The following is a 20,138-nucleotide window of genomic DNA, read 5'->3' as shown; positions in this document are numbered from 1 at the left end:
CGGCTGCCTGCCGAAAATCAGCCTACCGGGGTCGGCTCTCGTTCGCTCTCCACTTCTTTGTCGTCCTCGCGGCGATTGCGCAGGATGCTGGAGATGAACGCGGCACCGATGAACGCGACACCGACCAGGCCGGTGACGAGCTCGTTGACGTGCACGCCGATCGAGACGAACAGGATGACCGCCAGCGCGCCGATCGCCCAGTGCGCGCCGTGCTCGAGGTACACGTACTCCGCCAGCGTGCCCTTGCGCACCAGGTACACAGTGATCGACCGGACGAACATGGCGCCGATCAGACCGAGGCCGAGCGCGATGATGATCGGGTCGGCGGTGATGGCGAACGCGCCGATCACACCGTCGAAGGAGAACGACGCGTCGAGCACCTCGAGGTAGAGGAACAGGAAGAACCCGGCCTTACCCGTGGCCTTGACCAGCTCCGACGGCCCGTCACCCACGTGCTCCTCGGTGTGGAACATCGAGCCGAGCCCGTCCACCACGATGTAGACCACCATGCCGAGCAGGCCTGCGAGCAGCACGGTCGAGCGCTTGTCGTCGGGGGTGAGCAGTTCCGCGGTGAGCACCAGGCCGATGGACGCGACGACCACCGAGAGCATGTCGAGCTTGCCGAATCGGGCGAGCGGACGCTCCAGCCAGGACAGCCAGGTGATCTCGCGCTCTTCGAAGATGAAGTTGAGGAACAGCAGCAGCAGGAACATGCCACCGAACGCGGCGATCTGCGGATGCGCGTCGGTGAGCAGCGTTTCGTAGCTCGGCTCGCCGTTCGGGAAGTACGCCGCGTCGCCCTCGGGGGGATTGAGCGCCAGGTCGAACGCCTTCACCGGGTTCAGCCCCGCGGTGATCCAGACGATCGCCAGCGGGAAGACCAGGCGCATACCGAACACGGCGATCAGGATGCCGACGGTAAGGAAGATCCGTTGCCAGAACTCGCTCATCCGCTGCAGCACCGTCGCGTTGATGACGGCGTTGTCGAAGGACAGCGATACTTCGAGGATGCCGAGGATCAAGACCAGCGCCAACGCCGTTGGCCCGCCGTACAGGAAGGCGACGACCAGCGACAGCACTGTCACGACGATCGACATGCCGAAAATGCGCACGACCACGCGGGGGACCTTTCGTTTGCGTCGACCGGACGAGTTATCCGTCCGAGCGCTTGTCTGATTGAACCGAGTTGGCGCCGCTGCTACCAGCGTGGCCGGAGAACCCTTGCTTGTCCAACGATCCTGCATGCAGCAGGGTTCCCGCGCATCCGGAGACCGGGCGCACGAGCAGGGGGCCCGTCACCAGGCCCCCTGCTTGTGGTGAAGTGTGCTTTAGACGTTCACGCCGTAGTCGCGGGCGATACCGGCCAGGCCGGCCGCGTAGCCCTGACCGATGGCACGGAACTTCCACTCCGCACCGTTGCGGTACAGCTCGCCGAAGACCATCGCGGTCTCGGTCGAGGCGTCCTCGGTGAGGTCGTAGCGGGCGAGCTCTTCGTTGTTGCTGCGGTCGACAACGCGAATGTAGGCGTTGCGCACCTGACCGAACGACTGCTGCCGCGTCTCGGCGTCGTAGATCGACACCGGGAAGAAGATGCTCTCGATGGTCGGCGGGGTGTTGGCCAGGTCGACGTTGATGACCTCGTCGTCGCCCTCGCCCTCACCGGTCTTGTTGTCGCCGGCGTGCTCGATGGCGCCTTCCGGCGACTTCAGGTTGTTGAAGAATACGAAGTGCTGGTCCGAGAGGACCTTCTTGTCCGCGCCGGTCGCGATCGCGCTGGCGTCGAGGTCGAAGTCAACCCCGGTGGTGGTCCGTACGTCCCACCCTAGGCCGACTGCGACGGCGGTCAGGTTAGGCGCCGCCTTGGTCAGCGAGACATTGCCGCCCTTGGACAAACTGACACCCATGCGGGATTCCCTTTCAATAGTCCGTCATTGGTTCCCAGCATGTCCGAATCGCCGGGTACGCCTTACGACAGTAGTAGGTTTCCGCGAACTTGCGTAGGAACCCGCAGAACCCTCGGTGAACACGAGAGATCTCTAAGATCGGGGCGTGGCGGGTCGTAGGCGTGGTTGGTTCCGTTCGTCCGGGAACAACGAATGGATCGAGCAGGCGCGAGCGTCGCTCGCGTCCGCGTTCCTCGACATGGACCAGCGCCAGAGCGCGGCCGAGGCGGCGGTGCACGCGGCCGAGGAGGTGTTCCCGGACCGCAGAATGGCCGCGGCCTGGGAGCCGGTGCGCGGCCGTTGCTACGACGCCGCGGGCGCCTACGTGGCGCTGACTGAGCAGCTCGACCAGGCCGAACGCGAGGGAACCCCGCAGGCGCAGGGCCCACAGCAGACCGCGACCGTGACGAGGCAACTGACCGACGCGGCCCGTGCCGTCGACGAGTTCTACCGCCGCCATCAGGCCCAGCTCGAGCAGGCCGTCGCGATCCTCGGCACCGTGCCGCAGCTGGCCCACCAGGTCAAGGTCACCGCGGCTGGGGTGCGCGGGCAGGCCGCCGAATCCGAGTACGCGAACTACCCCTCGGTGCGCGCACACACCGCGGCCGTCGATGAGGCTCTCATCACATTGGAAGCCCTGGGTCCGGGCGCGTCCGCCGCCGCGGTGCGCGAGGCCGCGAACCGGCTGGAGGCGGCGACAAAGAGGTTGGCGGACGCGTTGACGCAGGCGCCGACCCGGGCCACGGCCGCGAAGACCGCGATCTCCTCGGTCAGCACCAGGCTGGCCGCCGCGCGGACCAAGGCCGAGGGCCTCGCACCGGCGTACTCGAGCCTGCTGCGCGAATTCAACGCTGCGAGTTCGGCCGACTTAGCTGACAATGAGCGGGAAAGCCAGCGAGCCATCGATGCCGCGGAGGCCGCCCTGGGCCGGGCGCGCGCGGCAGCGGCGGAGCACAACCCGGAGATTGCACTTGATCTGACCACATCCGCCCGCGGGTATCTGACAGAGGCCGAGCAGCGGGTCGACGCCGTCACCAAACGGCTCGCCACGTTGCGTGAAGTACGGTCCGACCCGCAAGAGAAAGCCAAGGCCGTACGATTTCGGCTGCGGGACGCCCAAATGCTCGCGGTGAGTCGCGGGCTCGTCACCGAATGGGGCTCTGTGCTGGATGCGCAGGCCGCACGGATCGACCGGATCAGCGAAACACTGACAGGTAGGCACCCGAACTACTGGGCCTATGTGGTGGAGCTGGATACCATCACCGACTTCATAGCCGGGGTAGTGGATCGAATGAGAAAACAAGCAGGACCACGACGAGAATGAGGGTGGGAAAACGATGACCGCAGGCATCGCCGTCCAGCGGGAGGTTTCCCTGCGGAAGCGCATGCCGCTGCGGCATTTCCGGCAGCTGCACGGACCGGAGGCGCGCGATCTGTTCCACCGCGAGCCGGAGCCGTTCGGAGACGACTACACCGATCGGGAACTACTGGCCGTCGGCCTCGGCGCGACGCTGTACGCACCGGCCACCCGGCCGGATCTGGCCCTGACCATCAGCAAACGCGCCGAACGCGGCGTGTGCTCGATGGTGATCGATCTGGAAGACGCGGTCGCCGATCACGAGGTCGAGCTGGCCAAACGGCAGACCGTGGACACGCTGAACCTGTTGGCGGCCAACGGCGATTCGAACCCGCTGCTGTTCGTCCGGGTCCGCGACGCGGACACGATCACCGAGATCGTCGAGCAGTTGGGCGCGGGCGCCGCGGTGCTGACCGGCTTCGTATTTCCCAAGTTCGACAGCACGACGGGGCCGAAATATCTGGCCGCGCTGGCGGCGGCGATGCAGCGGCTGGGCAGGCCCATCTACGGCATGCCGGTGCTCGAATCGGCGGGGCTGGTGCACCGGCAGACGCGCGACCAGGAGCTGACGCTGATCGCGGAGCTGCTGGCCGAGCATCGGGAGCGGGTGCTCGCGGTGCGGGTCGGCGCTACCGACATGTGCTCGACGTTCGGTATTCGGCGGGACCGGGATCTGACGATCTACGACGTGCGGGTGGTCGCCGACGTGATCGCCGACATCGTGAACTACTTGGGCCGGGCGGACGGGACCGGTTTCGTGATCACCGGGCCGGTTTGGGAGTACTTCGCCGATCACGAGCGGATGTTCCGGCCGTTACTGCGCACCGCGCCGTTCGAGGAGTCCGACGCGGTGCCGTTCCGGCAGTACCTGGTGAGCCGGGACCTCGACGGTCTGCTGCGGGAGATCACGCTCGATCGGGCCAACGGGATCCAGGGCAAAACGGTGATCCATCCGTCGCATGTGGCGGCGGTGCACGCGCTGTCGGTGGTGACGCATGAGGAGTACTCCGACGCGTTGGACATTCTGCAGGTCGATGTCGGCGGTGTCGCGGCGTCGGGCTATCGGAACAAGATGAATGAAATGCGCCCGCACCGTAGTTGGGCGCGGCAGACGCTGTTGCGGGCGCGAGTTTTCGGTGTGGCGAATAAGGGAGTTTCGTTCGTGGATTTGTTGACGGCGTTGGTAACGGTATGACCGGCGCTGCGCTGGATATTGTCGGAATTCCCTGGGCGACAAAAACTCTCGGTCTTCGACTGCATCACGAAGAGTCGTATGGCGCCATCGATACCGGGCAGGCCAGTGCGCTGCCCGCCGAGCTGGCGATCGCGGAGCTGATCCAGCCCGGCCTGCGCCGCAATCCGCGGCGCGCGCATCTGCTGGTGTCCACCGTGCTCGGTAAGCATCTGCCGACCGACCCGCGAGTGGTGCTCGACGGCGGGAACCGGCTCGGTGATCTGGTGCGCGAGCTGCTCGCTGACCGCGAGGCGCTGGTGCTCGGTTTCGCCGAAACCGCGACGGGGCTCGGGCATTGCGTGGCGGCGCGGATCGGCGCGGTCGGCTATCTGCACTCGACGCGGCGTGATGTCGCCGAGGCGCAGACTCTCACCGGCTTCGAGGAGGGGCACTCGCACGCCACCTCGCACCTGCTGCAACCCGTGCCCGCCGATATCTTCGTGAACGACCTTCCACTGGTGCTGGTCGACGATGAAATCTCAACTGGCGCAACAGCACTCGACGCGATTCGGGCCCTGCATGCCTTCTCGCCGCGCTCGCGTTACCTGCTCGCCTCGCTGGTGGATATGCGCCTGGAAGCCGATCGCCTCGCCTTCGACAAGGCGGCCGCCGAGCTGGGAGTCAGTATCGAGACCGTCTGCCTGGCGTCGGGGCGCACCGTGCTGCCCGACGGTCTGGTCGACGCGGTCGCAGAGCTGCCGGAACCTGACCTGAATCCCGTTGCCGCACAGCGCGGCTCGTCCGAACGGATCGAGCTGCCTTGGCCCGCGACGGTGCCCGAGGGTGGCAGGCACGGGATTCTGCGCGCTGACCTCACCGTGTTCGACGCGGCCGTCGCGGCCGCGCACGAGGTGCTGCGATCCCGGCTCGAGCTGGCATTCCCCGGACGGCCCGTGATCGTGCTCGCGCACGAGGAGCTGATGTATCTGCCGCTGCGGCTCGCGGCGGAGCTGGCCGATTCCGGCACGCCGACTCGCTACCAGACCACCACGCGGTCACCGGCCTACGTGCTGGACGAGCCCGGCTACCCGCTGCGTCGCGGATTCCGTTTCACCGCACCGGAATCGGATCAGGAAGCGCCGCGCTACCTGTACAACGCGCACTGGACGGCGGAGTTCTCCGGTCAGCCCGACGGCGCCGCGCCGGTGGCCGAGTCCGTTGATCCGGTGCTGGTCGTCGTCATCGCCCCGCCCGCCGATACCGCGGCGCTCGTCGCGGACGGTGGGCTCGTCGATGTCCTGACCGCCTCCGGTGCCGATGTGCTCGTCGCGGTGATCCCCGGTGCCGATCCCCGCGCATTGCATGCCGCGCGCGGTGGCGCCGCGGTGGCGCGCGCACTGCCCGAACCGCTGCACGGCCCCGACTTCGGTTCTTATGCGGCCGACGATGTTTCGTGGCTGTTGAAGGATCTGTCCGACGTCGACCTCGAGGCCGATGTGGCCGAGCGGGAGCGACGCATCCAGTCCGGTGCCGCGCACTACGCGGAGTCGCTGCCGATCGAGTACCAGCCCGACGCCGCGTACCGTTCGCTGTTCGACGAGGTGCTCGCCGACAGTGCCGAACGGCTGGCGCTGGCCGTGGCGACCGTCGCCGAACTCGTGGTGGCCGAACGCGGTGACGACATCGTGCTGGTGTCGCTGGCCCGGGCGGGCACGCCGATCGGCATTCTCATGCGGCGCTGGTTGCGCTCCGGGCGGGCCGCCGGGAGCCTGGACGTGCCGCACTACGCGGTCTCCATCGTGCGGGATCGCGGTATCGATGCTGTCGCGCTGGATTACCTTGCGCGCCATCATGATCCGTCTTCGATCGTGTTCGTGGACGGCTGGACCGGCAAGGGTGCCATCACGCGCGAGCTCACCGAAGCCCTCGACGCGTACCACGCGGCGGGCGGTGCGCGGTTCAACGACGAGCTCGCCGTGCTCGCCGACCCGGGCCACTGCGTCCGTACCTACGGCACGCGCGACGACTTCCTGATCGCGTCCGCCTGCCTGAATTCGACAGTGTCCGGCCTGGTTTCCCGCACGGTGCTGAACGACACGCTGATCGGTCCCGGTGAGTTCCACGGGGCCAAGTACTACCGCGAACTCGCGGACGACGATGTCTCACAGCGCCTGATCGATACGGTGACTGCCGCCTTCGATGCCGTCCGTTCTCGGGTGCCCGCGGCGGTAGCGGCCGTTCGGGACAGCGATCGCACGCCGACCTGGGCGGGCTGGGCCTCGGTCGAGCAGGTCCGCGCCGAATACGGCGTCGCCAGTGTGAACTTCGTGAAGCCCGGCGTCGGCGAGACCACCCGGGTACTGCTGCGGCGGATGCCGTGGCTGGTGCTGGTGCGCGACGCCGAGGCGCCCGAACACGCGCACATTCGTTTGCTCGCCGCGGCCCGCGGCGTGCCGGTCGAGGTCGTGCCCGACCTGGCCTACTCGTGTATGGGACTGATCAAGGACGTGCAGCAGCCGTGATGGAGCTACGAAGACCCCGAAGACGCACGCTGGTCGCCACCGACCTGGACCGGACAATGATCTACTCGCGCAATGCCTTCAGCGCGGCCGCCGACGTGCCGACCGTCTGCGTGGAACATCTCGAGGGTGCGCCGCTGTCGTTCATGACGACCGCCGCCGCGCTGCGGATGCAGACCCTCACCGAGCCCGCCGCGGTCATCCCGACGACCACCCGCACCATCAAGCAGTTCACCCGCATCCAATTGCCCGGTGCACCATGGCGTTACGCCATCACCAGCAACGGCGGCAACATCCTGGTCGACGGCGTGCCCGATCTGCGCTGGCGCATCGACATCGACGCCAAGGTCCGTGCGGGCGGCGCGACGCTCTCCGAGGTCACCGCCGAACTCCGGGCCCGCATCGACGATTCGTGGGTCACCAAGTTCCGCGAGGCCGACGACCTCTTCTGCTATCTGGTCGTGCGCCCCAAGGAAGTTCCGGCCGGCTTCCTGGCCGAGTGGGACGCCTGGTGCCGGGCTCGCGGCTGGTCCGCCTCCCAGCAGGGCCGCAAGATCTACTCGATGCCCGATGTCGTTTGCAAGAGCCACGCCGTCGCCGAGGTCCGCCGTCGCCTGCTCGCGTCCGGCGAACTCGCCACCGAGGCCGAGACTTTCGCCGCGGGCGACGGCGCCCTCGACGCCGAGATGCTGCGCGCCGCCGACTACGCCATCCGCCCACGGCACGGCGAACTCGAACACCTAAACTGGACGCACCCCAACCTCACTATCACCCGGGCCACCGGCATCCTCGCAGGCGAGGAGATCATCAACTGGTTCATCAAGGGCGCACCGTCGGCTGAGTAGGTCCGATCGGCCCGGTGGCCGACCGCGCGCTACGGCACCCGACAATGTGCGGGTGCGGGTATTGGTGACAGGTGCGAACGGCTACCTCGGCGGTGCCGTCGTCGAGCAGCTGCGGGTCAGCGGGCACGAGGTGATCGGGCTGGTGCGTGGCGCGGGGACGGCGGGGGCAGGTCCGGTTCGTACTGCCGACTTGCTCGACCCCGAGTCCTTGGCCGCGGCGGTCCGCGACATCGATGTGGTGTGTCATCTGGCCGGGCTCACTCGCGTCCGCGAATCCGTCGACGATCCGCTGCGCTACTTCGCGGTGAATGTCGGTGGCACGGTCGCGCTGCTGCGTGCGATGGCCGCGGCGCAGGTGGGCGGGCTGGTCTTCGCGTCCACCGCGTCGATCTACGGCACGCCGGACCGGCAGCCGATGCCGGAGGAGCTGCCGGACCGTCCGCCGCATCCGTACGCGGCCAGCAAGGCGGCCGCCGAATCGGTGATCGCCGCGCAGGCGGCGACCGGTCAACTCGCGGCAGTGGTGTTGCGGCTGTTCAATATCGCGGGCGGCGCCGACCCGGACCCGACCAGGATCGTGCCGCGCGTCCTCGCGGTGGCGGCGGGCGACGAGCCTTGCCTGACCATCAACGGTGATGGCACCGCGGTGCGCGACTATGTGCATATCGAGGATGCCGCAACAGCTTTCGCGGCGGCGGTCGCCCACCTGCCCGAGCGTGGTGCGTGCCGCCGGTACAACATCGGCAGCGGCAGTGGCACCAGTGTCGCTGAACTCGTCGCCGAAGCCAGCCGGTTGACCGGTCGGACCATACCCGTAGAGCATCGGCCTGCGGCGCAGGAGCCCCTGCGGCTGGTCAGCGACAGCGATCGCGCGCATCGTGAATTAGGTTGGCAAGCAACGAAATCCGAAGTAGCTACGATCCTGCGCGCTGGATGGGCCGAGAGGTCATGACGTCTAGGGCCGGGCTGCCTTTTTGTCCGGCGCGAACGGAATACCGGTCGACAGCGCGCGCAGTCCCAGCGTGCACATCTCACCGAGCATGCCGATACCGATCGACAGGGTGAGGGGTTTGGCGTCGTGCTGCATCCCCATGGTGCTGCCGAGGGCGTTGATGCCGAACCCCACCGCCGCCGAAGCCGCCCAGACGCCAAGGGTTTTCGCGGTGTAGCGCTGCCAGAGATGTCCGTCCCGCTCGAAGAGCACCGTCGTGGTGCCACGCACCGCGCCGAACGCGATGCCCACCACGCCACCGATCACCAACCAGGTGAGGTCGACGCCACTGAGCCCCTCGACCCTGGTGACGCTGTAAATCCCGACCCCCACCAGGATCAACGGCGTCAGAAACGTGTCACGCGCGTCCACCGGTTCCCCCTGGAACCGCTTCACGATCAGCACGATCGCCCCCACGATGATGACGAGCAGCAATCCCACACTCATGGCGCCTCCCAGCACGAAGTCCTGCCGGGAAACTAACCCCGCCCCGAGCGCCACCGAGTCCATCGAACGGACGATCCGAAGGATGACCGCGGGTCGTTCGGCCGCCGCCACCTGCGGGCGGCTACCTGCTGATCAGGCCTGCGATCTGCTCGGCGATGGCGGTCATGCCGTCGAGGTTGGGATGGTACGAGCTCATGACGGCGGCGAGATCCGGTGTGCGGGTGAAGGGGTCGGCGAAACCGGTGACCCACGGGGTGGGTGTGCACGGTGTGTGGGTTTGGTCGACCTCGATGAGGTCGGCGCCCGCCGACCGGGCCGCGCGGGCGGTCGCGGCGAGCAGCCCGTCATAACCTGCACGCGCGGTGCTCGCCTGATGCGGTTGCAGGGGCACAGCGGCGCATGCGGTGGCTTCGCGGTCGACGACGGGCAGGTAGTCGACGAACAGCACGCGGGCATTTGGTGCCTTGGCATGCACCGCGTCGGCGATACGCACCAGCGCCTGCTCGACCCGACCGTAATCCGTATCCATCGACGGCCCAGCGATATCGCCCCCGCCGAGCGCGCACCCGCGGGTCACCACATCGGCCGCCGCCGTGGGCAGCGAAAACGCCTGGACGGCAGCGTTACCGCAGCTTTGGGTGATCATGGTGCCGACCAGACGCAGGTCGTTGCCGCCGATGGTGACGGTGACCAGCCGGGTATCGGCGGTCACCGCGTCGAGCTGCACCGGTACCGACCGCCCGTCCCGGAGTCGCTGCGGAGTATCCAGGACGTGGGCCGTGGTCGCGCCTGAGCAGGTGACGTCGGCGAGCGCGAGCCCGAGCGCGTCGGCGAGCAGGCGCGCATAGTTCTGCGCGGATCGGGCGCACCCGGCGTCGGCGACCGGCGCGATCCCCGGGCCGGCCGCGTAAGAACTACCGAGCGCGACATATTGCGCGCCGGGCTGCGCGGCGGCCACCGCGGGACCCAGGCCGGCGCTGGTGACCGCGGCAGCCGCGATCGCCGAAGTACGCAACAGTGTCGAACGTCGTGCCACGGTATCGACCACCTTGTCCAGACGTCTGGCCAGCTGGTCCGACGGTAGCGCAGTCCGGGACGCGCCGCCGCGCACGGGTACTCAGTACCCCTGCTGCCCGCCCAACTGCTGGGCGATGACGCCCTGCAGACGTTGCAGTCCGGTGGGTGTGATGCCGCTCTGGAGCTGGCCCTCGATGGTGCGGACCAGCATGGCGTCGCTGATCACCTTCTCGCTGGACTGGATCAGCACGGTGCCCGCACCGGTGAAATCGAATTGGCGTTCCTCGCCGGAGCTGACGCCGAAGCGCGCGGCGCCCGCGGCCAGGAAGCTGGAGATCCAGCGCTGGTCGTAGTGGTGGCTGGGGGAGGGGCAATCGGCCCAGCCGACCAGCGATTCCGGGTCGACCCGCAGCGGCGGCTCGGCGAACATGACCGGGCCGTTGGAGGAGGCGAGGAACTTGCCGGTGCCGATCAGGGTGAGGAAGCCGGGCACGATGGACTGGTTCAGCGACAGGCCCGGCTCGAACGCCAGCAGGTTGGCGGCGCGGATGGTGAGGTTGCCGTTGTCCTCGAGGTCATAGGAATTGATGTCGTAGCCGCGGTCACCGATGATCAGCTTCCCGTGCCCCTCGGCCACCACATAGTCGCCGGTGAACAGCGGCGCCGAGAATTGCTGCGCCACCATGTGCATCAGCCCGCCCTGCAGGCCATGGGTGAGCATCTGGAATCGCATGTCGCCGTAGTAGGCGATCATCGCGCCCTTGCGCATGAACCACGGCTTGTTCAGGTCGATGCAGTAGGCGTAGCTGTTTCCCGGAATATTGTCGCTGTCACCGAGATTCATCGGATTCAAGATATCGGTCATGGTCACAACTTCTCTTCCGAGGCCTGCACGTACACGACACCCTGTCCGACACAATGCAATTGCATCGCCTCGCCGGAACCGCGACCCACCGCGTCGCGCCAGCTGAGCGCGGTCTTCAGCTCGGTCTGCACGTTTCCGTACGCGGCGACGAACGCCTGCGGGTCCACCACGATCGGATTCGGGCCGCCCACTTGCAGTTCCAGGAATCCGCCGTGCGCCAGCAGGACGGCGGCGCCCTGCCCGGACAGTTGCGTGGTGAACATGCCCTGGCCGGTCAGTGCCCCGGTCGCGGCACCGCGCAGCGCGCCCATCAGTCCGCNGCCGCCCCCGCCGCCACCCGAACTCATCACCGAGACAATGGAACTCTGCAAACCGGCAGTATTCGCCAGCAATCGCGAAGCCTCGACCCGCAGCATCGCACCCGGCTGCATCTGCACCACATGGACTTCCAGTCCCGCGAATCCGTAGTGCACCTCACCGGTGCCCTGCGCCAGCATGGTGCGCTCGTGCTCGCCTGCCATCATGCGGCCTGCCATGCGCATCAGCCCGCCGCCGCCACCCATCGCCTGGCCGCCCGGAATCTGGTGCGGCGCAAAGGAAACGTCACCTGTATAGAACAGCATCGCGCCGGTGCGGGCGGCCACGCCACCCGCCATGCCGACATTGACCTTGACGACCTTGCTGTTGACTTTCTCGAACATCCGCTCGCCCTTACCGTTCCGCCGGCTGGATCAACACCACGCCCTGGCCGTCCCAGCGCAGCGAGAACGCCTCGCCCGCGTCCTGACCGACCACCGTGCGCCAGGAGACGTCGGTGACGAACGACTGATTGAGGTTGCCGCGCGCGGCCACGAACGCATCCGGGTCGACCACCAGTGGGTACTGCGGCGACACCTCGAGATGGATCAGCGGCCCGCCCGCCGACAGCAGTGCGACCTGGCCCTGCCCGGACACCGTCGTGGTGAACAGCCCCGCGCCGGTCGACGCGCCGCGCAGGCCGGCGAACCGCACGTCGGTGCGTAGGTTCCCGGCGAAGGCGAGCAGCTGCTGCGACTCCACCTGCAGCGTCTCGTTGTTCAGGTTGACCACGGTGACGTGCTGGCCGTTCACGGCGAAGAAGACCCGGCCGTTGCCGGAGCATTCCATCAGCGCGAGTTTCTCGCCGGTGGCGCGGCGCTTGAGCCCCGCGAGCACTCCGTCGCCGCCGCCGAAACCGGCCGCTTTGAACTGCACGTTGCCTTCGTAGGCGATCATCGACCCGGATATCGCCCGTAGGCTCGTCCCGGCGAGGTGCGCCTCGATCACCTTCTTGGATTGTTCGAACAGTTGCGCCATGAGGGTGTTTTTGCTCGCTGTCTCGTTACGGGAACATGGAAAACCCCCACATTCCAACTGCGTGTCGACACATTAGCCGATGCCCCGGCAACTGTCGGGGTCAACGAGGGTGTTTACCGGAACCGTTGCCCGCGCCTTTCTCGTAGAGTGGCATTCGAACGCACCGACAAGCGAAGGGTCTAACTTGTCCGCAACACTCGCCAAGGGCCAAAACGGTCCGCTGGCCACGAACGACGTGGTGGTCTCCATCCAGCTCACGGCGCCGGCGGATCTTTCCGCACTATTGGTCACCGAGCAGGGCAAGGTCCGCTCCGACGCGGACTTCGTCTTCTTCAACCAGCCGAGCGGACCCGGGGTCAACCTGCAGCCCGCGCCCGCCGGGCAGCCCGCCTCGCTTGCCGTGTCGCTGAACTCGGTGCCCGCCGATATCGCGCAGATTCGCGCGGTGATCACCCTCGACGACGCGAACAGCAACTTCGGGCAGTTCCCCGCGCCGACCGCGATCGTGTCGGACGCGGCGGGGAATCGGTTGTACGAGTACCAGATCGAGGGTTTGAGCAGCGAGTCGATCGTCATCGCGCTCGAGCTCTACCGCCGCCAGGGCAGCTGGAAGGTGCGCGCCGTCGGGCAGGGCTACGCGGGTGGTTTCGCCGCGCTGGTCACCGACCACGGCGTGACGGTCGACGATTCCTCGTCCCAGCAGCAGGCCGCGCCCGCACCGCAGGCCGCGCCCGCGCCGCCACCGCCGCCCGCCTACCCGACCCAGCCGCCGCCGCCGACTACACCGGCGTACCCGGCCCAGGATCCGCAGTACGCGCCGACCGGCGGTTACCCGCCGCCCGGCCCCGGCTATCCGCCGCCCGGTCCCGGTTACCCGCCGCCGGGCCAGGGTTACCCGCCGCCGCCCGGACGGGGCGGCGCGCCCGGCCAGGGCGCGTATCCGCCGCCGGGACAACCGGTTCCGCCGCAGCAGCCGCCCGCCGAGGTGAGCCTGAGCAAGGACCGCCCGGTCAGCCTGGTGAAGGGCCAGCGGGTCACCCTCCGTAAGGAGGGCGGCGCCGCACTGACCTTCGTCAAGATGGGTCTGGGCTGGGATCCGGTGAAGAGCCGCGGCATGTTCGGCAACCGCACCGTCGATGTGGACCTCGACGCGTCGGTGGTCATGTTCGCCGATACGAACCCGGTAGACGTCGCCTACTACGGTCAGCTGACCTCCAAGGACGGCTCGATCCGGCATCAGGGCGACAACCTCACCGGTGAGGGTGAGGGCGACGACGAGGTGATCCTGGTCGATCTCACCCGCATCCCGGCGCACGTGTCCACGCTGGTGTTCATCGTGACCTCCTACAAGGGGCACACCTTCGAGCAGGTGCAGAATGCGTTCTGCCGCTTGGTCGACGGCACCACCAATGCCGAATTGGCCAGGTACACCCTGGCCGGCGGCATGCCCTTCACCGCGATGGCGATGTCGAAGGTCTTCCGGGTCGGCAACGACTGGAAGATGCAGGCGCTCGGCGAAGGCTTCGCGGCCAAGCACCCCGGTGAGGCAGTACCCCATCTCGGCCGGTTCCTGCAGCACGGTTGATCGGGACGCGCGAACAGCAAGGCAGACAAGGTGATTCAACTGAAGGCCGGTCAGAACACGCCACTGACCGGCAATGTCGTCCGATTCCGGGCGAAAGCCGAGGCGGCACTGGACGTTTCGGCGCTGGTGGTGGCGGAGAACCTCAAGGTCTTCGCCCCCGAGGATTTCGTGTTCTACAACCAGCCGACCGCTGCGGGGGTGCGGCTGGACGCGGACGAGGTGACCGTCACGCTGCCCGAGGTGCGCGGTGACGCCAAGGCGGTATTGCTGGTGGTCAGCGCCGACCCGGCGGTCCCCGCCAGTCCGGGCGGGCTCGGCACGGTGACCGCGACGCTGTCCGAGAACGACCGGACCACAGCGGAATTCGTGATCACGCCGTCGGCCGGTGAGGCGGCGCTGATCTGCCTGGAGGTGTACCGCCGCGGCACCGATTGGCGGCTACGCGCCGTCGGGCAGGGCTACTCCGGTGGCCTCGGCGTGCTGCTGACCGCGCACGGTGTCGAGGTCGAGGACGACCCGGCCGATCCCGCCGCGCAGACCGGTTCGGCGGCACAGGTGGGTGAGGTGCCCCATCCGACCGCAGCCCACCAGGCCGGGCCGGGCGTACACACCATGGCCGGTCCGATGGCCAGCGAAGCCCGCTCCGCGGCGGCGGCGCCGCTGGAGGTCGGGCACGGCCTGGAACGCCTGTGGATGATCTTCGAGGATGCCGCTCGTTCGGCCGCCGCGCTGCTGTCCGCCCGTGACTACGCGGCCAAGCGGCTGGACCAGGAATTGTCGGTCGCGGTCGCGGATCCCGAGACCAGGAACACCCCGGTCGCCGACGCCGCGCGCCGGGCGGCACAGCAACGCAACGACGAACTGATCGCCACCGCCGAGAGCAACCATCAGCGCGACAGCGCGCAGCTCGTGCGCGAGCTCGCCGACGCCGATCTGATGCTGCCGCCCGCGCTGGCGTCCTGGGACTCGCCGGTCTGGGAGAAGCCGGTCACGCCCAGCGACGGCATCCGGCTCGGCGAGCTGTACGCGCTCGAACGCGGGACACTGCGAGTGCCGTATTGCGTTCCGGTGCCGTTGAATCGGCCGCTGTGGATCGATACCGAGTCCACCCGCGCGGTCGCGCCGGTGGTGAGCGCGCTGCTCGCGCGGCTGCTCACGGCGGCGCCGGGTCGGCGCACGCTGGTCGACATCATCGATCTGACCGGTGCGTTCAGCGGTTTCACCGACCTGCTAGCGCCGGTGCTCAACGGGCCGCCGATCACCGACCACAGTGAGATCTCGGCGCGGCTACAGGCGCTGGTCCAAGCTGCGGAGCTGGCCGAGCTGGCCTTCACCAGCGGCATGGGCAGTCCACCCGAGGAGCACCGCATCCTGATCGCGGCCGACTTCCCGCACGGCTACCAGAGTTCGGACGCGCAGCGCATCGGTTCCCTGATGGTGCGCGGTGAGTTGATCGGGCTGTCGATCGTGATCATCGGCAGCGACGAATCCGAGTCGAGCGATACCACCGTGGCGATGCTGTCCCAGTCGTGCAGGCACCTACCGACGATCGCAGGAGCACCGCTGTTCGATCCGTGGACCGGCAGTCCGTGGCAGCTCGACCTGGACACGCTGCCCGAGGATCAGGTGCTGCTGTCGCGTTACCTGCGCACCCACTGAGCCGAGTCGCCGACCTGCGAGTGCCACTCGCGGGTCGGCGCCACGCGGGGCCGCAGCAGCTCGGGCAGCCAGGGCAGCAACGGATCCGGCGCGCGGTCGACGATGCCGCCGATCGGGTCGTCGACATAATCGCGGCGCACCAGGTCCTCTTCGGGCCGATAGATCTGCCGGACGATCAAGGCGCACAAGCCGAGTACCGCGAGATCGCGTACGACGACCGTGCCGGTGAACCACTGCTCCGGCAGGCCCTTCTTGTCCAGCCCGAGGTAGTAGAACATGCGCGGCGCCCAGACCAGCGCGTCGATCGTCATCCAGGCCAACAGGATTCGCCGATGCGGCAGCGCGAGCACGGCCAGCGGCACCAGCCACAGCGAATACTGCGGACTCCACACCTTGTTCGTCACCAGGAACGCGGCCACCACCAGGAAGCACAGCTGCGCGAGCCGGGGGCGTTGCGGCGCGGTGAGCGCGATGTAACCGATCGCCACGCACGCGGCGACGAACGCCAGCAGGGACACCGCGTTCAGGATGACCGGCGGTTCCCCGTGGCTGAGCGTGCCGTCGAAGCCGCTCCAGCCGGTGAACGAGGTGATCACGTTGTAGATCGAGTCCGGGTCGGCGTGCCGGGTGGTGTTGAGCCGGAAGAACTCCCGCCAGCCGTTCGGGTACAGCGCGGCGATGGGCAGGTTCACCACCACCCAGGTGCCGAGCGCGGCGGCCACCGCGACGGCCGCGGCGCCGAGCGGCCGCAGACTGAACAGGTGTATGCGATAGGGGGTTTCGCGCACCCAGTCCTGCGCCGCCGACCAGCTGTCGATATCGCGAAAGCGCAGCCCGAGCTGGGTGCTCGGCAGCCGCTGCATCGGGTCGGTGCGCAGGCACAGCACCACGATCGGGCCGAGCAGCAGCAGCGGATACAGCTTGGCGGCGCCACCGAGACCGAGCAGCAGACCCGCGAGGGCCGGGCGTCTGCGCGCCCAGGCCAGCAGGCCGGTCGCGGCGAAAGCCGTTGCCAGGGCATCGAAATTGGTGAAGATGTGCACGATCACCAGCGGCGAGCAGGCGATCAGCGCCGCATCCCACACCCGGCGCCCGGCCAGCTGCGCGCTGGCCCACACGGTGATCAGCCAGGCCAGCGCGAGGCCGAAGGCGACGACGTTGAAGTAGATCACCACCTGCAGCGCGCCGGGCAGCGGCGCGGCATCCCAGGCCTTGGCGATGCGCATCGAAAGGTATTGGTACAGACCGGACAACACCGGATACTCCATGTACCGGGTTTCCTGGCCGCCGTCCGCGGTCTTTTCGGTCCAGTCCTTCTTGTACGGGAAGGCGCCCTCGTTCAACCGCTCCGCGCCGTACAGCGGGACGGTGTCCGAGTAGCACATCGCCACGTACTGGCGTCCGTTGTTCCAATCGAGGGTGAGTCCCTCGCCGGTGCCGGTCTGCTGGATGCAGCCCGCCTTGCTGAACCAGCCGAAGGCCAGGAACACCACCGTGAAGGCCAGCAGCACCCGCATCGGCGTCCAGAACCGGGCTCGCCCGATCAGCGCGTGCTCACCGACCGGACCGCCGACGACCGTCGACAGCTGTGCGGTGAGCGAATCGTTGCGGCTGGGCCGATCCCGCGCGTCGGCGGAGCGCAGATCCGGCGCCAGGGGGCCTGGCGCGACGTAGTAAGCGCCACCGGAAGGTGCCCCATCGGCCTGCGGCACGCTCCCGTTCGTCCGCTGGTCCACCAGTTCCTGATCGGTCACGGCCCCCGACGCTACCTTGAGTTCGACTATTGCTTCGGATCGAGTCGTCCCCACTCAGCAGGCTGAGGGGACTGCTCGCAGTGTGGAACCTGCGGCACCACGGCGTATTCCGCCGGGTGCCGCAGGTCCGCCACTACCGGCTGCGGGTGGTGGGTGGTGCCCCGGTGCTCTCGTTCTGCCCGTTGCCTGCCCGCGGCGAACCGGTCGCGGTCGGCGACGCGCCGTCGGTGGGCGCTACCGGCTGCCCGGGCAGCGGGCCCGGGCCTTCCTCGCGTTGCGGCTGTTGCTGCTGCTGCGGGCGCTGTTGCGGCTGTTGCTGCGGCTGCGCGCCGGGCAGGCCCGGGATGACGATGCCGGGCAGGATCTCGATCGGGCCCGAGGGGATCTGGATCGGCGGCAGGAACGGGACCTCGGTGGTCGGCGGCGGCGTGTACGGCGCCGACCATTCCGGCACGCCCGCTTGGCCCTTGATGGGCGCGGGCTTGGGGAAGGTCTCGTTCTTGGTGCCTTCCAGCGCACCGTCCATGGTGGCCTTCCAGATGTCGGACGGCAGGCCGGAACCGTAGATCATGCCGCCCTGGTAGTTGCGCAGCGCCGTGCTGTCGACGGCGCCCACCCACACCGCGGTGGACAGCGACGGCGTGTAACCGACCATCCAGGCGTCCTTGTTCTCCCCGGTGTCACCGAGCTGGGCGGTGCCGGTCTTGCTGGCCGACTCGCGTCCGCCGGCCAGGTTGTGGTTGCGCGACCACGCCGCGATCGGCTTCATCGCCGCCGTCACGTTGTCGGCCACCGCCGCCTCGACGCGCTTCTCGCCGGGCACCTCGCCGCGATCGAGCAGCACGGTGCCGTCGGCGGTGACGACCTTCTGCACGAAGTGCGGCTTGTGGTAGACCCCCGAGGCCGCCAAAGTCGCGTAGGCGGAAGCCATGTCGAGTGCGCGGGCGTCGTACTGGCCGAGCACGATGCCGTTGTTCGGGCCGCTGCCGTCCGGCTCGGTGAGCGAGGGGCCGACGCCGGGAATGGTCTCCGGGATGCCGAGCTTGTGCGCCATGTCGGCGATCTTCCTCGGCCCGTTGCCCATGTCGATCTGCATCCGGTAGAAGCTGGTGTTCAGCGAGCGCTTTAACGCCTCGGCGATGGTGCACATGCCGCAGCCCTCACCCTCGACGTTGGTGATCTTGATGCCGTTGACGGTGATCGGCGAGCTGTCGTACATCTGCGAGAGCGGTACGCCCTGTTCGAGATTCGCCGCCAGGCCGAACACCTTGAACGACGAGCCGGGCTGCAGGCCCGCGTTGGCGTAGTCCCAGCCCTTACCGTCGTCACCGCCGTAGTAGGCCCGCACCGCACCGGTCTTCGGATCCACCGAGACGACCGCGGCACGCAGCTTCTCCGGCTCGCCCTGCAGCTTCTTCTGCGCCGCGTCCACGGCCGCCTGCTGCGCCTTCGCATCGATCGTGGTGGTGATCGACAGACCCGCGGTGTTGAGCTGCTGCTCGCTGATGCCCTCGGCGGACAACTCCTTGAGCACCTGCTGCTTGATCAGGCCCTCCGGGCCCGAGTCCAGGGTCTTGTCCTCGGTGTTCGACACCGGGGCCACCCGGGGGTACTGCATGCTCTGCCGTTCGGCCGCGGGCAGGTTGCCGCCGGAGACCATGCCGTCGAGCACATAGTTCCAGCGGGTCTTCGCGCCCTCGGGGTTCTTCTCCGGATCGAGGCCGGACGGCTGCTGGATGGTGGCGGCGAGCACCGCGCCCTCGGCGGCGGTCAGCTCCGTCACCGGCTTCTCGAAGTAGGCCTTGGCGGCGGCGTCGATACCGTAGGCGCCGCGACCGAAGTAGATGGTGTTGAGGTAGGCCGCGAGGATCTCGTCCTTGCTCCACTGCCGCGCCATCTTGGCCGAGATGACCAGCTCACGCATCTTTCGGGTGAGCGAGCGTTCGTCACCGACCAGCGCGTTCTTCACGTACTGCTGGGTGATGGTGGAACCACCACCGGCGCTCTCCTTGCCGAGCACGTTGTCCCGGGCGGCGCGCGCGAAGCCGGAGATCGAGAAGCCGGGATTGGAGTAGAAGTCCCGGTCCTCGGCGGCGATCACCGCGTTGCGCACGTGCGCGGGGATCTGCTCGATCGTCACATCGGTCCGGTTGCCTTCCGGCGGAACACGTCTGCTGATCACCGTCTCGCCGTCGGCGGCGAAGATGGTCGCGACCTGATTGGTTTTGAGGTCGCCGGGCTGGGGTACCGAAACGGTGGTGTAGGCGATCAGGAAGACGCCGCTGGGTATCAGGATGGCCATGGCCATCATCACGTAGATGACCCGGCGCACGATCCGCCACGGCGATTTCTTCTTCTGGCCGGGCCTGCGCTTACCCGATCCGCCGGAGCCGTCGCCGCCGCTGCCGCCGTTGCGGCGCGGGGGCGGGCCGGACGGCGGTCCACCCGCGGTCTGCCTGCGTTCGCCGGTGCCGGTGTCGCCGACGCGGCGGGCCCGTTCGGCCGTCGGCCGCGGGCCGGTGGCGGGGCCACCGCGCCTGGTCCGGTCGGCGGCCGCGCCGGGCAGCGAGTCGCGGTCGATCTTCTGGGTGGCCTGGGCGCCGGGCGGCGGGGCCGGGTTCGGCCGTCCCTGCGGCGGCCGCTGCTG

General features: G+C 68.3%; 16 protein-coding genes. 7 read left to right on the top strand and 9 right to left on the bottom strand.

Features of this window, described 5'->3' with window-relative positions; all coding sequences use genetic code 11:
• Positions 1-17: 17 nt before the first annotated feature.
• Both DBO33_RS01150 and DBO33_RS01145 read right to left on the bottom strand, forming a co-directional pair.
• Complete coding sequence (locus DBO33_RS01150) at positions 18-1,118, bottom strand: DUF475 domain-containing protein (protein ID WP_107653386.1); 1,101 nt, start codon at positions 1,116-1,118, stop codon at positions 18-20.
• Between the two features lie 210 nt (positions 1,119-1,328).
• Complete coding sequence (locus DBO33_RS01145; protein WP_107653385.1) at positions 1,329-1,904, bottom strand: TerD family protein; 576 nt, start codon at positions 1,902-1,904, stop codon at positions 1,329-1,331.
• A gap of 145 nt (positions 1,905-2,049) precedes the next feature.
• Here DBO33_RS01145 and DBO33_RS01140 point away from each other — a divergent pair, with 145 nt between their 5' ends.
• The 5 genes from DBO33_RS01140 to DBO33_RS01120 are packed head-to-tail and all read left to right on the top strand — an operon-like array spanning position 2,050 to position 8,790.
• A complete protein-coding gene (locus DBO33_RS01140; RefSeq protein ID WP_107653384.1) occupies positions 2,050-3,267 on the top strand; it encodes a hypothetical protein in 1,218 nt (405 codons plus the stop codon).
• A 13-nt stretch (positions 3,268-3,280) separates the two neighbouring features.
• Positions 3,281-4,495 carry an HpcH/HpaI aldolase/citrate lyase family protein gene (locus tag DBO33_RS01135; protein WP_199856506.1) on the top strand — a complete coding sequence of 405 codons (1,215 nt, stop codon included), beginning with the start codon at positions 3,281-3,283 and terminating at the stop codon, positions 4,493-4,495.
• On the top strand, positions 4,492-6,996 hold the full coding sequence (locus tag DBO33_RS01130) for a phosphoribosyltransferase (RefSeq protein WP_107653383.1): 2,505 nt from the start codon (positions 4,492-4,494) through the stop codon (positions 6,994-6,996). The genes DBO33_RS01135 and DBO33_RS01130 overlap by 4 nt, the downstream gene beginning before the upstream one ends.
• Positions 6,996-7,838: an HAD family hydrolase gene (locus DBO33_RS01125; RefSeq protein WP_107653382.1), complete on the top strand. Its 843-nt coding sequence runs from the start codon at positions 6,996-6,998 to the stop codon at positions 7,836-7,838. Before DBO33_RS01130 ends, DBO33_RS01125 begins: the two co-directional genes overlap by 1 nt.
• 52 nt (positions 7,839-7,890) lie before the next feature.
• On the top strand, positions 7,891-8,790 hold the full coding sequence (locus DBO33_RS01120) for an NAD-dependent epimerase/dehydratase family protein (RefSeq protein WP_107659850.1): 900 nt from the start codon (positions 7,891-7,893) through the stop codon (positions 8,788-8,790).
• 3 nt (positions 8,791-8,793) lie between these two features.
• On the opposite strand, the gene DBO33_RS01115 is transcribed toward DBO33_RS01120, so the two are convergent.
• From DBO33_RS01115 to DBO33_RS01095, 5 genes are all read right to left on the bottom strand, one after another.
• Positions 8,794-9,276 (bottom strand): DUF1453 family protein, encoded by a 483-nt coding sequence (locus tag DBO33_RS01115; RefSeq protein ID WP_107659849.1) that lies wholly within the window; start codon positions 9,274-9,276, stop codon positions 8,794-8,796.
• A 121-nt stretch (positions 9,277-9,397) separates the two neighbouring features.
• On the bottom strand, positions 9,398-10,312 hold the full coding sequence (locus DBO33_RS01110) for an SGNH/GDSL hydrolase family protein (protein ID WP_159080093.1): 915 nt from the start codon (positions 10,310-10,312) through the stop codon (positions 9,398-9,400).
• A gap of 81 nt (positions 10,313-10,393) precedes the next feature.
• Positions 10,394-11,158 (bottom strand): AIM24 family protein, encoded by a 765-nt coding sequence (locus DBO33_RS01105; protein ID WP_107653380.1) that lies wholly within the window; start codon positions 11,156-11,158, stop codon positions 10,394-10,396.
• 2 nt (positions 11,159-11,160) lie between these two features.
• Positions 11,161-11,859, bottom strand: coding sequence for an AIM24 family protein (locus DBO33_RS01100; protein WP_107653379.1), 699 nt, complete (start codon positions 11,857-11,859; stop codon positions 11,161-11,163).
• A gap of 10 nt (positions 11,860-11,869) precedes the next feature.
• Entirely contained in the window at positions 11,870-12,493 is a 624-nt protein-coding gene (locus DBO33_RS01095) for an AIM24 family protein (RefSeq protein WP_107653378.1), read from the bottom strand.
• A 184-nt stretch (positions 12,494-12,677) separates the two neighbouring features.
• On the opposite strand from DBO33_RS01095, the gene DBO33_RS01090 reads away from it, so the two are divergent.
• Both DBO33_RS01090 and DBO33_RS01085 read left to right on the top strand, forming a co-directional pair.
• Positions 12,678-14,078: a TerD family protein gene (locus DBO33_RS01090; protein WP_107653377.1), complete on the top strand. Its 1,401-nt coding sequence runs from the start codon at positions 12,678-12,680 to the stop codon at positions 14,076-14,078.
• Between the two features lie 30 nt (positions 14,079-14,108).
• The gene (locus DBO33_RS01085; protein ID WP_107653376.1) at positions 14,109-15,737 is read left to right on the top strand and encodes a TerD family protein; all 1,629 of its coding nucleotides are present in this window, start codon (positions 14,109-14,111) and stop codon (positions 15,735-15,737) included.
• Here the strand turns inward: DBO33_RS01085 and DBO33_RS01080 are convergent.
• Both DBO33_RS01080 and DBO33_RS01075 read right to left on the bottom strand, forming a co-directional pair.
• Positions 15,719-17,491 (bottom strand): glycosyltransferase family 87 protein, encoded by a 1,773-nt coding sequence (locus DBO33_RS01080; protein ID WP_107653375.1) that lies wholly within the window; start codon positions 17,489-17,491, stop codon positions 15,719-15,721. The two genes, DBO33_RS01085 and DBO33_RS01080, sit on opposite strands and share 19 nt — an antisense overlap.
• Positions 17,492-17,624: 133 nt before the next feature.
• Positions 17,625-19,802, bottom strand: coding sequence for a transglycosylase domain-containing protein (locus DBO33_RS01075; protein WP_234391308.1), 2,178 nt, complete (start codon positions 19,800-19,802; stop codon positions 17,625-17,627).
• Positions 19,803-20,138: the final 336 nt, after the last annotated feature.

Source organism: Nocardia suismassiliense, assembly GCF_900269665.1.
Classification (GTDB): Bacteria; Actinomycetota; Actinomycetes; order Mycobacteriales; family Mycobacteriaceae; genus Nocardia; species Nocardia suismassiliense.
The sequence above is the reverse complement of the archived record's forward strand: the minus strand, read 5'-3'. Positions and strand labels throughout refer to the sequence as shown.

What these genes read in the sequence shown, in the direction of transcription:
- DBO33_RS01145 (WP_107653385.1), bottom strand. Translation starts at nt 1,904, where the DNA reads ATGGGTGTCAGTTTGTCCAAGGGCGGCAATGTCTCGCTGACCAAGGCG.
- DBO33_RS01135 (WP_199856506.1), top strand. Translation starts at nt 3,281, where the DNA reads ATGACCGCAGGCATCGCCGTCCAGCGGGAGGTTTCCCTGCGGAAGCGC.
- DBO33_RS01130 (WP_107653383.1), top strand. Translation starts at nt 4,492, where the DNA reads ATGACCGGCGCTGCGCTGGATATTGTCGGAATTCCCTGGGCGACAAAA.
- DBO33_RS01125 (WP_107653382.1), top strand. Translation starts at nt 6,996, where the DNA reads ATGGAGCTACGAAGACCCCGAAGACGCACGCTGGTCGCCACCGACCTG.
- DBO33_RS01115 (WP_107659849.1), bottom strand. Translation starts at nt 9,276, where the DNA reads ATGAGTGTGGGATTGCTGCTCGTCATCATCGTGGGGGCGATCGTGCTG.
- DBO33_RS01105 (WP_107653380.1), bottom strand. Translation starts at nt 11,158, where the DNA reads ATGACCGATATCTTGAATCCGATGAATCTCGGTGACAGCGACAATATT.
- DBO33_RS01095 (WP_107653378.1), bottom strand. Translation starts at nt 12,493, where the DNA reads ATGGCGCAACTGTTCGAACAATCCAAGAAGGTGATCGAGGCGCACCTC.
- DBO33_RS01075 (WP_234391308.1), bottom strand. Translation starts at nt 19,802, where the DNA reads ATGATGGCCATGGCCATCCTGATACCCAGCGGCGTCTTCCTGATCGCC.